The sequence below is a fragment of the Verrucosispora sp. NA02020 genome (assembly GCF_013364215.1).
Lineage (GTDB): Bacteria > Actinomycetota > Actinomycetes > Mycobacteriales > Micromonosporaceae > Micromonospora.
This window is the reverse complement of sequence record NZ_CP054923.1, coordinates 5,595,746-5,608,873: the sequence shown is the minus strand read 5'-3', so window position 1 is coordinate 5,608,873 and position 13,128 is coordinate 5,595,746. Positions and strand designations below refer to the sequence as shown.

The window sequence follows — 13,128 nt, the reverse complement described above, 5'->3', positions numbered from 1 at the left end:
TCCGCCTGTAAGGAAGGGCCCCCTGCTAACGCCTGGTGTAGATAAAGGGACCCTTCCTAACATCTGGGCGCGGCGCGGCGGTGCCGAACGCACCAGGAGGGCAGGACGGGTGCGATCAGGCGTGCGGGACGGGTGCGGTCAGTCGTGCAGGGCGGCGTGCAGGGCCGTGGGCAGGTCGGGGTGGCGGAAGGTGAAGGCGGCCCGGTTGAGTACGCCGGGCAGAACCCGCGTGCTGGTCAGCGCCTCCTGGGCGAAGCCGCCGAGGACCGCCTTCAGGGCCAGCGCCGGGATCGGGATGACCGCCGGACGGCGCAACTGGCGGGCCAGCTCCCGGGTGAACTCGGCGTTGGTGACCGGTGCCGGCCCGACCGCGTTCACCGGGCCGTTCAGGTCGGCGCGGGCCAGCAGGAACGTGACCGCGTGCAGCCAGTCGGTCATCGAGATCCACGGGATCCACTGGCGTCCGCTGCCGAGCCGACCGGCGATACCCAGCTTGAACGGCAGCAACTGCGGCTTGAGCAGCCCGCCGTCGCGGTGCAGCGGCAGTCCGGTCCGCAGCCGCACCACCCGTACCCCGGCGTCCTCGGCCGGGCGGGTGGCCGCCTCCCACACCCGGGCCACGTCGGCCAGGAAGCCCTCACCGGCCGGCGCGTCCTCCTCGACCACCCGGTCGCCGGTGTTGCCGTACCAGCCGATCGCCGAGGCGTTCAGCAGCACCTCGGGCCGGTCGGCCTCGGACAGACCGGCGATGGTGATGGCCAGGGTGCTGGTGGTGTCCACCCGGCTGGCGCGGATGAGCTGCTTGTACTGGTCGTTCCAGCGGCGGTCGCCCACCCCGGCGCCGGCCAGGTTGACCACCGCGTCCGCCTCCGCGACCAGCGCCGGGTCGAGCTGCGCCGCCGACGGGTTCCACTGCCGCTCGTCCGGGCGGCGCGGTGGCCGCCGGACCAGCCGGGTGACCTGGTGCCCGTCGGCCACGAGCAGGTCGACCAGTCGGGTGCCGAGGAAGCCGGACGCACCGGCCATCAGGATCCGCATACAGACATCTTCGGGTACGCGCAGCCGTCCGGCTGGGTCGAGTCGGTCACGCCGATGTCTCGGCTGACCCGACGTGGGTCTGTCGAACGACGACGTCAGGGGCGGCGCACGTGCCGGACGTCGACCAGTTCCGTCAGACCGGCGAAGTCGTTCGGGTTGGTCGTGTAGAGCGGCAGGCGGTTGGCATGGGCCACCGAGGCGATCATGAGATCGGCGAGCCGACGGCGGGTGGTGCGGCCGGTGGCGAGGACGGCGCTGGAGATCATCCCGAACGCTCGGGCCGCCTCGGCGTCGAACGGTAGCGGGTCGAAGGTGGCCTCGGTGTGTTGGAGCACGCTGGTCCGGCGGGCTCGTTCAGCGTGATCGTCGGCGTGGTGCGGGCCGGCGGACAGTTCCGCGAGCGTCACGGCGCTGATCACCATCTCCTCCGGCAGTTCGTCCGGGTCCAGCGCGCCGAGGAGGATCACGATGTTCGTGTCGATCAGGCCCCGGGCCGTGGTCTCACCACTCACGATCGAATGGGTCCTGATCGACGGCGGAGTCGAGATCTCGGCGGAATCGCTCCGCGTCGAGCGGGGGCGCGGTGGCGAATGCGGCCATCACTTCGGCGCGCGGAACGAAGGTGCGCCGCCGAAGCGGGATCAGCTTGCCGATGGGGGTGCCGTTACGGGTGATGACGTAGGAGTCTCCGCGCTCCACCCCGCGCATGATCGCGCCGGAGTCGTTGCGCAACTCTCGCTGTGTGATCTCCCGATGGGCGTGCTCAGCCACCCGCCCATTCTAGCCATGGGTGCTACAGAGTGCTACGCATGTCACGGGTGCGGGTCGGGTGGGTTGTCGTGCCAGCGGGCGCGGTAGGCGGCCTCGGCCGCCTCGTGGGCGGTGCGCTCCTCGAAGACCGCCGCGCGCAACGCGTGCCGGGCCTCGGACATCACCACCACCTCGGTGACGATCATGCCGACCAGGATCACGGCGAGTACACCGAGCGCGAGCAGTCCGGGCAGCGGCATGGCGATCGGGATGCCCAGCGCGAGCAGGCCCACGGTGCCCAGCCGGAGCCAGGAGAGGGTGCGCAGGGTGCGCCACTGGAACAGCATGTTCCCGGCCAGATAGCAGAGCGCCCCGGAGAACAGCAGCGGCACGTCCGGTCCCTGGGCCGGCTGGCTGATGGGTACGCCGGGCTCGGCGATGTCGTGCACGATGCCCTCGGCGCCGAGGGCGAACAGCAGGATGCCGACGATCATCGGCAGATAGAGATAGGCGTACGCGTCGCGGGCCATCAGCACCCGGGGGCGGCCCTGGCTGGCGTGCAGCGCGATCCGCGCGGCCGGACCGATCACGTCGTAGTGGATCCACCACATGGCCGCGCTGAAGACGATGCCGAACACGGCGGCGGTCACCCCCGGCAGGGTGGGTGCCTGGCCGAGCAGGTTGCTGCCCAGGCCGATGGAGATCACCGACTCGCCGAGCGCGATGATCAGGATCAGGTCGTACCGTTCGGTCCAGTGCTCGGCCGACGTCACTCCCCAGCCCCAGGTGCGGGCCAGCAGCCCGGTGCCGTACTGGAGCAGCACGACGCTGATCCACAGGCCGTCCCGGACCAGCGCCGCCATGTCGTCGTCGGGCAGGTGACCGGGGAGCAGGGCGGCGACGAGCAGCAGCGCGGTGCTCAGGGTCAGCTCGGGGGCGTACCGGAGCAGTTGGCGGCGTTCCACCGGGTCGTCGCGGACGGCGTGCAGGAACAGCGCCAGGTGTACGGCCCGGATGACCACGTAGCTGACCGCCACCACGACCGGCCCGGCCTCGGTGCCGCCGCCGCCCATGAACGCCTGGGGCAGCGCGAGCGCGAAGCAGAACAGCGCGGCCATCCCGGCGACCATCAGGACGGGTACGAAGCCCTCGCCGATGCGTACCCGGGTGGCCACCACCGTGTGCACCACCCAGCACCACCACAGCACGGCGAGGACCAGCAGGGCGTGCAGCAGTTGCCGGTCGGTGATGTTCGCGGCGGTGGCCCGGGCGATGTTGAAGAAGGAGAAGACGAAGACCAGGTCGAAGAAGACCTCGAACTTGTCGACCCGGGCGCCCGGTGCGATCCCGACCGCCGGTCCCAGCCGGTGCCGTCGGCGCCGCTCGTCCACGGCCTGAGTGTGGCAGCGGCGCCGGTCGCCCGGGTGCGTTTCGGATCAGCCCCCCGGGCGGTAACGCAGCCCGTCCATCAGCAGGTCCAGCAGCCGTCGTGCCTGGTCGCGCTGGTCTCGGCCGCCTGAGGCGAGACTGACGCCGCTGAGTCCGACCAGTACGTCGGCGGGGTCGACGTCGGCGCGTACGGTCCCGGCTGCCGCGCCCGCGTCGAGCAGCAGGCCGATCGCGCCGAGGAGGCGGTCGCGGCTCTGGGCGTACGGGTTGGCGCCGGCGGCGATCACCAGCCGGAGCGCGTCGGCCATCTCCCGTTTGGTGGTGAGGTAGTCGATGAACCGGTCCATCCACTCCCGGATCGCCTCGACCGGTGGGAGGCGGTCGCGGAGTTCGGCCGCGGCGTCGCAGAGTTTCGCCAGCTCGTTGCGGTAGGCCGCCTCGACGAGCGACTCCCGGGTGGGGAAGTGGCGATAGAGGGTGCCGATGCCGACCCCGGCGTCCTTGGCGATCGAGTCGAGGGTTACCTCCGGGCCTGCCTGGGAAAACGCCCGGACGGCCGCGTCCAGCAGCCGTTCGCGGTTGCGCTGGGCGTCGGCGCGGAGCGGTCGGGGACCGGTCTGCGGCACGTCTCCTCCTGAACTGGGCCGGAACCCGGGTGGCAAGCGGAGGAGCCTCCGGTTAGTGTGGTGGTAACGGAGGAGCCTCCGCTTCTCATCGTAGCGGCGGTCCACACCCGCCGCGCCTCTGTCGACAAGGATGGATCATGGCCATCGGTACGCCTGTCAGCACCCCGTTCACCGCCGAGTCCACCGCGCTGGAGGTCGTCGCGGGCATCGACCTCACCGGTCGCCGGGCCGTCGTCACCGGCGGCGGATCGGGCATCGGGGTCGAGACCGCCCGTGCGCTCGCCGCCGCCGGAGCCGACGTCACCCTGGCCGTACGCCAGCCCGACCAGGGCCACCGCGCGGCCGAGGAGATCACCCGTACCACCGGCAACGACCGGATCACGGTGGCCGCGCTCGACCTGGCCGACCCGGCCTCGGTCGCCGCCTTCGTGGCGAACTGGGACGGACCCCTGCACATCCTGGTCAACAACGCCGGCATGATGGCCTCGCCCGAGATGCGGACGCCGCAGGGCTGGGAGATGCAGTTCGCCACCAACCACCTCGGCCACTTCGCGCTGGCCACCGGGCTGCGTCCGGCCCTTGCCGCAGCCGGGGGCGCCCGCGTCGTCTCGGTCAGCTCGGCGGCCCACCTGCGCTCACCCGTCGACTTCGACGACATCCACTTCGCGAAGCGCGCGTACGAGCCGTGGACCGCGTACGGGCAGTCCAAGACCGCGAACGTCCTCTTCGCCGTGGAGGCGAGCCGCCGCTGGGCCGACGACGGCATCCTGTCCAACGCGCTGCACCCCGGAGGGATCCGGACCAACCTCCAGCGGTACGTGGACGAGGAGGAGCTGGCCCGGCTGCGCGCCTCCAGCGGCCCGGCCGCGCCCTGGAAGACGCCCGAGCAGGGGGCCGCCACATCCGTGCTGGTGGCCACCTCGCCGCTGCTCGACGGTGTGGGCGGGCGCTACTTCGAGGACTGCCAGCAGGCCGGGCCGCACGAGCCCGGCACCCGGACCGGCGTCGCCGCGTACGCCGTCGACCCGGAGGCCGCCCAGCGGCTCTGGCAGGTCAGCGAGCAGACCCTGGCCGGTTGAGCCGGCCGGTGTCGCAGGTCGGGGTGCCGGCAGGTGCCGGTGGCGACCCGGTCGGCCGCACCGACGGACGAGGGCGCCCCGGTCACCTGACCGGGGCGCCCTCTCGTGCTGCTGACGGCGGTCAGAGGCCCAGCTCGGCCTCGAAGTTGCCGGCCTCCAGCCGCTCCTTGACCGCGACCAGGAAACGGGCCGCGTCGGCACCGTCGATCAGTCGGTGGTCGTAGGAGAGGGCCAGGTAGATCATCGACCGGACCGCGACGACCTCGCCCAGCTCCGCGTCGTTGACCACGACCGGGCGCTTGACGACGGCACCCGTGCCGAGCATCGCCGACTGCGGCGACGGCACGATCGGGGTGTCGAAGAGGGCGCCCCGGCTGCCGGTGTTGGTCAGCGTGAACGTCGCACCGGCGATCTCGTCCGGGCTGATCTTGTTGGTCCGGGTGCGCTCGGCCAGGTCGGCCACCCGCTTGGCGATGCCGCCCAGGTTGAGGTCACCGGCGTTGTGGATGACCGGCACCAGCAGGCCCCGCTCGGTGTCCACGGCGATGCCGAGGTTCTCGGCGTCCGGGTACGTGATCGTCCCGCCGTCGAGGTCCATCCGGGCGTTGACGATCGGGTACGTCTGGAGCGCCTCGATCGCGGCGAGGGCGAAGAACGGCAGGAACGACAGCTTGACGCCGTGCCGGGCCAGGAACGACTCCTTGGCCTGCGCCCGCAGCTTGGCGATCTTGGTGACGTCCACCTCGATCACGGTGGTGAGCTGCGCCATCTCGTGCAGCGACTGCTGCATCCGCTTGGCGATCGCCGAACGGATCCGGGGCAGCTTCTCGGTGGTGCCGCGCTTGGCGCTCGGCTGCGGCTTGGCGGCCGGCTTGGTCGGGGTCGTGGCGGCGGCCTGCGGTGCCGCGGCGGGCGCGGCCTGGGCGGCCTTGGCCTTCTCGGCCGCGTCCAGCACGTCCTGCTTGCGGATCCGCCCGCCGACCCCGGTGCCGTTGAGGGAGGCGAGGTCGACACCGTGCTCGCCGGCCAGCTTGCGGACCAGCGGCGTCACGTACCCGGCCGACTGCTCACCGCCGTTCGACGGTGCCGCCGCGCGCTGCGGGGCGGGAGCGGCCGGCTGGGCGGCCTGCTCGGCCTTGGCCGGCTCCGGGGCCTTCTCGGCCTCGGGTGCGGGCTCGTTGTACGAGGCACCCGGCGTCGGCTCGGAGACCTCCTGCTTCGGCTCGGGCGTGGCCTCGGCCTTCGGCTCCGCCTTGGGCTCCGGCGTCGGCTCGGGCTTGGCCTCGGCCGGTGCGGCACCGGCCGCACCGACGACGGCCAGCGTGGCGCCCACCTCGGCGGTCTCGTCCTCGGCGACCTTGATCTCCAGGACGGTGCCGGCGACCGGGGAGGGGATCTCGGTGTCGACCTTGTCGGTGGAGACCTCCAGCAGCGGCTCGTCGACCTCGACGGTCTCGCCGACCTGCTTGAGCCAGCGGGTGACCGTACCCTCGGTGACGCTCTCGCCGAGGGCCGGCATCTGGACCGGGGTGCCCTCGCCCGACGGCGCGGAAGCCTGGGCCGGCTGCTCGGCCGGCTCCTCGACGGCCGACTGCTCCGCCTCGGCCTGCGGCTCCTCGGCAGCCTCGGCGGCCTGCTCGGCGGGGGCCTCCTCCTCCTGCTTCGGAGCGGCCTCACCGCCGGTCGACTCGCCCTCGCCGGAGATGACCGCCAGCTCGCTGCCGACCTCGGCCGTCTCGTCCTCGCCCACCACGATCCGGGTCAGCACGCCGGCCGCGGGCGACGGGATCTCGGTGTCGACCTTGTCGGTGGAAACCTCGAGCAGGGGCTCGTCGACCTCGACGGTCTCACCCTCCTGCTTGAGCCAGCGCGTGACGGTGCCCTCGGTGACGCTCTCGCCGAGCCGGGGCATGGTGACCGATACCGGCATGTTCTCCAGACTCCTTCATTTCCCTGGTGGGGGGATCATCGCCCGTCGCCGGACGCCGCGGGTTGTCGTGGTCAGGCGTGCGCGTGCAGCGGCTTGCCGGCGAGGGCCAGGTGCGCCTCGCCCAGGGCTTCGTTCTGCGTCGGGTGGGCGTGCACCAGCTGGGCCACCTCGCCCGGGTACGCCTCCCAGTTGTAGATCAGCTGCGCCTCGCCGACCAGCTCACCGACCCGGGCGCCGACCATGTGCACGCCGACCACCGGGCCGTCGTCGACCCGGACGAGCTTCACGAAGCCGGCCGTCTTGAGGATCTGGCTCTTGCCGTTGCCGCCGAGGTTGTAGTTGTACGTCTTGATCTTGTCGGCGCCGTACTGCTCCTTGGCCTTGGCCTCGGTGAGGCCGACCGAGGCCAGCTCCGGCTCGGAGTAGGTGACCCGGGGGATGCCCGCCTCGTCGATCACGGCGGGGTTCTGGCCGGCGATCTCCTCGGCGACGAAGATGCCCTGCTGGAAGCCACGGTGGGCGAGCTGGAGGCCGGGCACGATGTCGCCGACCGCGTACACGTTCGGCACGCTGGTGCGCAGCCGCTCGTCGGTCAGGACGTACCCACGGTCGGTCTTGACGCCCTGCTCCTCGTAGCCGAGGTCGGCGGTGTTCGGGCCCCGGCCGACGGCGACCAGCAGCAGCTCGGCCTCGACCGTGTCGCCACCGGCGATGGTGAGCTTGACGCCGTTGTCGGTCTTCTCGACCTTCTCGAACGGCTTGCCGACCTTGAAGTTGATCTTCCGCTTGCGGAACGCCCGCTCCAGCGCCTTCGACGAATCCTCGTCCTCGGCGGCGACCAGGCGGGGCAGCGCCTCGACGATGGTCACGTCCACCCCGAAGGACTTCCACACGCTGGCGAACTCGACGCCGATCACACCGCCGCCGAGCACGATCGCCGAACTCGGGACGCGGTCCAGGGTCAGGGCGTGGTCGCTGGTGATGACCCGCTCGCCGTCGACCTCCAGGCCCGGCAGGCTCTTGGCGTACGAGCCGGAGGCCAGCACCACGTTGCGGCCGGTGTACCGCTTGCCGTCCACCTCGACCGCGTTCGGGGCGACCAGCTTGCCGGCCCCGGCCACGAAGGTGATGTTCTTGGAGCCGCCGACCAGGCCCTGCAGACCCTTGTAGAGGCGGGAGATCACGCCGTCCTTGTACGCGTTCACCCCGGCCATGTCGATGCCGACCAGCTCGGCCTTGATGCCGAACTGCTCCGACTCGCGGGTCTGGTCGGCGATCTCGGCCGCGTGCAACAGCGCCTTGGTCGGGATGCAGCCGTTGTGCAGGCAGGTCCCGCCCAGCTTGCCCTTCTCGACCAGCGCGACGTTCAGGCCCAGCTGGGCGGCGCGCAGGGCGGTCGCGTAGCCGCCACTGCCACCTCCGAGGATGACGATGTCGAAGGTTGCGTCGTTCGGCTCGCTCACGTCCAACTCCCAGGTCGCGTCGCTGCATCGGGGGTCACGGCGGGGTAACAGGGACACACCCCACCTCGGCCATCTTGTCACCACCGTGCGGAAGCCGCGTACCGAGGTGCCCAACGACACGTTGTCGCCACGTACCCTTGGCACTGCCTTCGACGACGGACGCGTGGGGAGACGGCTCGGTGGGACTGTTCCGGCGACGCAAGCAGGCACGCGCGGTTGACTCCGACCGTACGGCCAATCGCGCTGATCTGGAGCACTTGGAGAACTTTGTCCGGACCCGCAAGGGTGTCGAGGCGTTCATCGAACCCCGCACCACCGTCACCGAGACCACCGTCATCCTGATCGCCGACGACGGCGAGTGGACCCGGCGCCGCATCGACGGGCCGGACGGGGCACGCCGCTTCGCGTACCGGGTCAGCATCCCGGTCTACGACATCGCCCTGATGGGCTACCCGCAGCGGATGCGCGACTACAACGAGCGCCGCAAGCGCCGCCCCGAGCAGTACTGACCTCGCCACCGCGCGGACGCCGGCCGGACCTCACCGCGCGTCGCACCCCGCCGTGCCCGCGCTCGGCCGTCGCGCTGCTCCGGCTCGGGTGTTCGGATGTTAGGAAGGGTCCCCTGCTATGCACCAGGCGTTAGCAGGGGACCCTTCCTTACAAGCAGGTCAGCCGTTTGCGGTGACGTCGTCGATCAGGTGCAGCAGGGTACGGACCGGGACGCCGGTGCCGCCCTTGGTCCAGTAGCCGGTCGCCTCGCCCGAGTGGTACGACGGGCCGGCGATGTCGATGTGCGCCCAGGCGACGTCGTCGGTGACGAACTCGCGCAGGAACACACCGCCCTGCAACATGTGACCGGCCCGGTCCATGCCGGCGTTGACCTGCGAGATGTCGGCCACGTCCGAGTCCATGCCCTTGCGCACGTCGTCCGGCAGCGGCATCGGCCAGGCCGGCTCGCCGACCGCGTCACCGGCGTCACGGACCCGCTCGCACAGCTCGGCGGTGCCCATCAGGCCGGAGATCCGCTTGCCCAGCGCGACCACCTGCCCGCCGGTGAGGGTGGAGGTCTCGAAGAGGTAGTCGCAGCCGTCCGCGCAGGCCCGGGCCATCGCGTCACCGAGGATCATCCGGCCCTCGGCGTCGGTGTTGAGCACCTCGACGTTCTTGCCGTTGAACATGGTGATCACGTCGCCCGGCCGGTACGACGTCCCCGACGGCATGTTCTCCGCCATCGGCACGTACGCGGTCACCGTCACCGCCGGCTTCAGCTCCGCGACGGCCAGCATGGTGGCGGCCACCGCCGCCGCGCCGGCCATGTCGGACTTCATCTCCCACATGCCCTGCGCCGGCTTGATCGAGATGCCGCCGGTGTCGAAGGTGATGCCCTTGCCGACCAGTGCCACCCGCTTGCCGGTGCCTCCGCCGTCCGGGGTCCAGGTCAGCTTGACCAGGCGCGGCGGTGCCTCCGAGCCCTGACCGACCGCGATGATGCCGCCGTAGCCGCCCGCACGCAGGGCGACCTCGTCGAGCACCTCGACCTCCAGGCCCGCCGCCCGGCCGGCCTCGGCGACCGCGTCGGCGAAGACCGGCGGGCGCAGCTCGTTCGGGGCGACGTTGACCCAGTCGCGGGTCTGCCGGACCGCGGCGGCCACCGTGCGGGCCCGCGTCACCTCGGCCTGCGCGCCGGCGTCCGCGGCGTCCGGCACCGCGACCAGCACCTCGGCCACCGGCTCGCGCCGGTTCGGCTGCGGGCGGGTCTTGTAACCGGCGAAGCGGTAGCCGCCGAGCAGCGCTCCCTCGCCGACCGCGCGCAGCGCGGCAGGGCCGTCGGCGTCGTCCGGCAGCGGCAGCGCGAGCGCCACCCGGGACGCGCCGGCCAGCGCCCGTACGGCGGCCCCCGCCGCCCGCCGCAGGGTCTCCGGGGCGGGTGCCGCGCCGGTCGGCTCCGGTCCGAGTCCCACGGCGGCGACCAGCGGGGCGGTGACGGTGCCCAGGGTGGCCAGTTTGATCACCTCGCCCGGTCCGCCGGTGGCGCCGAGCAGCGCCAGCGTCTCGGTCAGCTTGCCGTCGAAGGCGGCGGCGATGCTCTCGGCGCCGCTGGCGAGCAGCAGGGTGCCGGCGAGGCCGCTGGTGGCGTCCTGCTCACCGGTCGTACTGTGCACGCCGATCACGATCGCGTCGACGGCGAGTTCGGCGGGGTCGGTGTCGACCAGGCTCAGGGTGGTGCTGGGCGATGTCACGGAAGCTGCTCCCGGGCGGGCCGGGCCGGCCGCGTGTGGCGTACCGGCGGTTCGGTTGGTGCCGGCGGATGAGGTACCCGTCGGACGTCGGTGCTGCCCCGCCGGTTCCTCCGGTGGGTCCCGCCGATGCTAACCAGACCCGTCCGCCCCGGTAAGTTCCCACCCATGACCGACGTGACCACCGACGCCGCCGAGACCCGGCTGCGTCGTTCTCCGCTGGCCGGGCGACACTCCGCACTCGGCGCCAAGTTCGCCCCGTTCGGCGGTTGGGAGATGCCGCTGGAGTACGCCGGTGGCGGAGTGCTGCGGGAACACACCGCGGTGCGTACCGACGTCGGCGTGTTCGACGTCTCGCACCTGGGCAAGGCGCGCGTGACCGGGCCGGGCGCGGCGGAGTTCGTCAACTCCTGCCTCAGCAACGACCTGCGGCGGATCGGGCCCGGCCGGGCGCAGTACACGCTCTGCTGCGACGAGGCCACCGGCGGCGTGGTGGACGACATCATCGCCTACCTGTACGCCGACGACCACGTCTTCCTGATCCCGAACGCCGCGAACACCGCCGAGGTGGTGCGCCGGCTGCGCGCCGCCTCGCCGGAGCAGGTCACGGTCACCGACGAGCACGAGGAGTACGCGGTCCTGGCGGTCCAGGGACCGCGTTCGGCGGCGCTGCTGGCCGGACTGCGCCTGCCCACCGACCACGGGTACATGAGCTTCTCGCCGGCCTCCCTCGACGGCGTCGCGTTGACCGTGTGCCGCACCGGCTACACCGGTGAGCTGGGCTTCGAGCTGGTGGTCCCGGCGGCCGACGCGGTCACCGTCTGGGACGCCCTGTTCGCCGCCGACCCGGCGCCGCGCGCCTGCGGGCTGGCCGCCCGGGACACCCTGCGCACCGAGATGGGATACCCGCTGCACGGGCAGGACCTGTCGCTGGACATCAGCCCGGTGCAGGCCCGGTCCGGCTGGGCGGTGGGCTGGGACAAGCCGGCCTTCTGGGGCCGTGCCGCGCTGCTCGCGGAGAAGACCGCCGGTCCGGCGCGTACGCTGCGCGGCTTGGAGGCCGTCGACCGGGCCATCCCGCGCCCCGGCATGGCGGTGTACCACGGCGACACCCGGGTCGGCACGGTCACCAGCGGCACGTTCAGCCCGACCCGCAAGCAGGGCATCGCGCTCGCGCTGGTCGACACCGCCCCGGCCCTGGCCGACGGCACCGAACTCCAGGTGGACGTGCGCGGTCGTCGCCTGCCGGTCCGGCTGACCCGACCGCCTTTCGTCGACCCCTCCGTGAAGTGACGCGGACCGGTGGCGTGACGCCGGCCTGACTCAGGGGCGGGGCGGCTCACCGGCGTCCAGGACCGCCTGGGTCCAGCCGCCCTCGACGACGCCGGAGGTGCCCAGGACGGCCCAGTCGACGATGTCGGTGGTCTCGACCTCCACCGGCGAGCCGATGCGGACCGAGGGGTCGGTGTTGGCGTCGCTGGCGCTGGCGCCGACGATCCGCTCCGGCGTCTCCCACGTGGTCACCCCGGCCCAGACGTACTCCGGGCCGTCGTCGCCGGGCAGCCCGTACTTGACCACGAGCTGCGTCTCCGACGGGAGCTGACCGGCGCGGAAACGGGCCCGGATGTCGCCCAGCCCGGCGCGGGCGGTGGCGACCGCCCGGCTCATCGCGTCGCCGGAGCGCGCGTACCGCACGTCGGGCTGGATACCGGCGAACAGGGTGCCGCAGGCGGCGGCGAAGTAGCGCCCGTCCGGGCCGGGGTGCCCGGCCGGTGGGCGCAGGCTCAGGAACGAGTCGGCCTCCGGGTCGGTGGCCGGGTCCAGCTCCAGCCGGAGCAGCACCGGCGCGGTCGCCCCGTGCTGCTCCGGGTTGCCGTACGCGACCGCGATGTCGTGGCCGGTGACCGTGGCCAGCACCGGCAGCGGCACGAACGCGGGCACCTCGTCGCCGGCCAGCCCGTCGGTCCAGTCCCGCAGCAGCCGCCGGGCGGCGCCGGTCATCACCGCGCCCCAGGCCCGGGTGAGGTGGTCCGGCACGCCCTGGGTCTGCAACTCCAGCAGACCGAAGCGGCGCAGTCCCTTGGTGGTGAACCAGAGACCCTCGGCGTCCGAGGAGTACGGCACCAGCACCCAGTCGACCAGCCGGACCCGGCCCTCGGCGTCCGGCAGCGACCGCAGCGCCGCCGCCGGGTCCAGGAACTGCAACCCGAACACGTCGACCACGTCGCCGCCGACCTCCTCGGCCACGGCGGCGGCCACCGCGCGGGCCGCCCACTCGTGGGCGGGCGGCCACCCCGGCCGGTACTCGGCCTGCACCACGACCAGATGGCTCGCGGCACCCAGCCGGTCGAGCTGCGCCTGCGTGGCCCCGAACGCGGTGAGCAGGTCCGGCGGCAGGGCGGGGAACTCGCCGATCGGGCGGATGTCGACGCTCATCAGCGGGCTGTCCAACATCTGCACGGCGAGCCCGTGCACCGGCTCGGCCAGCCGGCCGGCCAGCCTGCGGACCGCCGTGCGGGCGGTCACCGACGGCAGCCCCACCGTCGGCACCAGATAGGTCGCGGTGAGCGACTCCGGGACCGGTACGGGCAGGAAGTCGTCGGTGATGAGCATGTC

The 13,128-nt window shown here is 72.5% G+C and carries 12 protein-coding genes; 3 read left to right on the top strand and 9 right to left on the bottom strand.

Annotation, left to right across the window (positions count from 1 at the left end):
* Window positions 1-138 precede the first annotated feature (138 nt).
* From HUT12_RS24910 to HUT12_RS24890, 5 genes are all read right to left on the bottom strand, one after another.
* Window positions 139-1,038, bottom strand: coding sequence for a TIGR01777 family oxidoreductase (locus HUT12_RS24910; protein WP_131054770.1), 900 nt, complete (start codon window positions 1,036-1,038; stop codon window positions 139-141).
* 95 nt (window positions 1,039-1,133) lie between these two features.
* The gene (locus tag HUT12_RS24905; RefSeq protein ID WP_176094938.1) at window positions 1,134-1,550 is read right to left on the bottom strand and encodes a type II toxin-antitoxin system VapC family toxin; all 417 of its coding nucleotides are present in this window, start codon (window positions 1,548-1,550) and stop codon (window positions 1,134-1,136) included.
* On the bottom strand, window positions 1,540-1,809 hold the full coding sequence (locus HUT12_RS24900) for a type II toxin-antitoxin system Phd/YefM family antitoxin (protein WP_176094937.1): 270 nt from the start codon (window positions 1,807-1,809) through the stop codon (window positions 1,540-1,542). Before HUT12_RS24900 ends, HUT12_RS24905 begins: the two co-directional genes overlap by 11 nt.
* Window positions 1,810-1,850: 41 nt before the next feature.
* A complete protein-coding gene (locus HUT12_RS24895; RefSeq protein WP_176094936.1) occupies window positions 1,851-3,179 on the bottom strand; it encodes a low temperature requirement protein A in 1,329 nt (442 codons plus the stop codon).
* 45 nt (window positions 3,180-3,224) lie between these two features.
* Window positions 3,225-3,803, bottom strand: a complete 579-nt coding sequence (locus tag HUT12_RS24890; RefSeq protein WP_176094935.1) for a TetR/AcrR family transcriptional regulator — start codon at window positions 3,801-3,803, stop codon at window positions 3,225-3,227.
* Window positions 3,804-3,940: 137 nt separating this feature from the next.
* On the opposite strand from HUT12_RS24890, the gene HUT12_RS24885 reads away from it, so the two are divergent.
* On the top strand, window positions 3,941-4,882 hold the full coding sequence (locus HUT12_RS24885) for an SDR family NAD(P)-dependent oxidoreductase (RefSeq protein WP_176094934.1): 942 nt from the start codon (window positions 3,941-3,943) through the stop codon (window positions 4,880-4,882).
* A 121-nt stretch (window positions 4,883-5,003) separates the two neighbouring features.
* Here HUT12_RS24885 and sucB read toward each other — a convergent pair whose 3' ends face one another.
* Window positions 5,004-6,812 carry a 2-oxoglutarate dehydrogenase, E2 component, dihydrolipoamide succinyltransferase gene (gene sucB / locus HUT12_RS24880; RefSeq protein ID WP_176094933.1) on the bottom strand — a complete coding sequence of 603 codons (1,809 nt, stop codon included), beginning with the start codon at window positions 6,810-6,812 and terminating at the stop codon, window positions 5,004-5,006.
* Window positions 6,813-6,883: 71 nt separating this feature from the next.
* A complete protein-coding gene (gene lpdA / locus HUT12_RS24875; protein ID WP_176094932.1) occupies window positions 6,884-8,275 on the bottom strand; it encodes a dihydrolipoyl dehydrogenase in 1,392 nt (463 codons plus the stop codon).
* A gap of 179 nt (window positions 8,276-8,454) precedes the next feature.
* Between lpdA and HUT12_RS24870 the strand changes: the two genes are divergently transcribed.
* Window positions 8,455-8,784, top strand: coding sequence for a hypothetical protein (locus HUT12_RS24870; RefSeq protein ID WP_117228376.1), 330 nt, complete (start codon window positions 8,455-8,457; stop codon window positions 8,782-8,784).
* Window positions 8,785-8,943: 159 nt separating this feature from the next.
* Here the strand turns inward: HUT12_RS24870 and HUT12_RS24865 are convergent, their stop codons facing one another.
* Window positions 8,944-10,515 carry a leucyl aminopeptidase gene (locus HUT12_RS24865; protein WP_176094931.1) on the bottom strand — a complete coding sequence of 524 codons (1,572 nt, stop codon included), beginning with the start codon at window positions 10,513-10,515 and terminating at the stop codon, window positions 8,944-8,946.
* 165 nt (window positions 10,516-10,680) lie between these two features.
* On the opposite strand from HUT12_RS24865, the gene gcvT reads away from it, so the two are divergent.
* A complete protein-coding gene (gene gcvT / locus HUT12_RS24860; RefSeq protein WP_176094930.1) occupies window positions 10,681-11,805 on the top strand; it encodes a glycine cleavage system aminomethyltransferase GcvT in 1,125 nt (374 codons plus the stop codon).
* A 30-nt stretch (window positions 11,806-11,835) separates the two neighbouring features.
* Here the strand turns inward: gcvT and HUT12_RS24855 are convergent, their stop codons facing one another.
* Window positions 11,836-13,125, bottom strand: a complete 1,290-nt coding sequence (locus HUT12_RS24855; protein ID WP_176094929.1) for a DUF2314 domain-containing protein — start codon at window positions 13,123-13,125, stop codon at window positions 11,836-11,838.
* Between the last annotated feature and the right edge of the window lie 3 nt (window positions 13,126-13,128).

Excerpts from the sequence above, each read along its gene's own strand:
- HUT12_RS24910 (WP_131054770.1), bottom strand. The coding sequence starts at position 1,038 with ATGCGGATCCTGATGGCCGGTGCGTCCGGCTTCCTCGGCACCCGACTG.
- HUT12_RS24885 (WP_176094934.1), top strand. The coding sequence starts at position 3,941 with ATGGCCATCGGTACGCCTGTCAGCACCCCGTTCACCGCCGAGTCCACC.
- sucB (WP_176094933.1), bottom strand. The coding sequence starts at position 6,812 with ATGCCGGTATCGGTCACCATGCCCCGGCTCGGCGAGAGCGTCACCGAG.
- gcvT (WP_176094930.1), top strand. The coding sequence starts at position 10,681 with ATGACCGACGTGACCACCGACGCCGCCGAGACCCGGCTGCGTCGTTCT.
- HUT12_RS24855 (WP_176094929.1), bottom strand. The coding sequence starts at position 13,125 with ATGCTCATCACCGACGACTTCCTGCCCGTACCGGTCCCGGAGTCGCTC.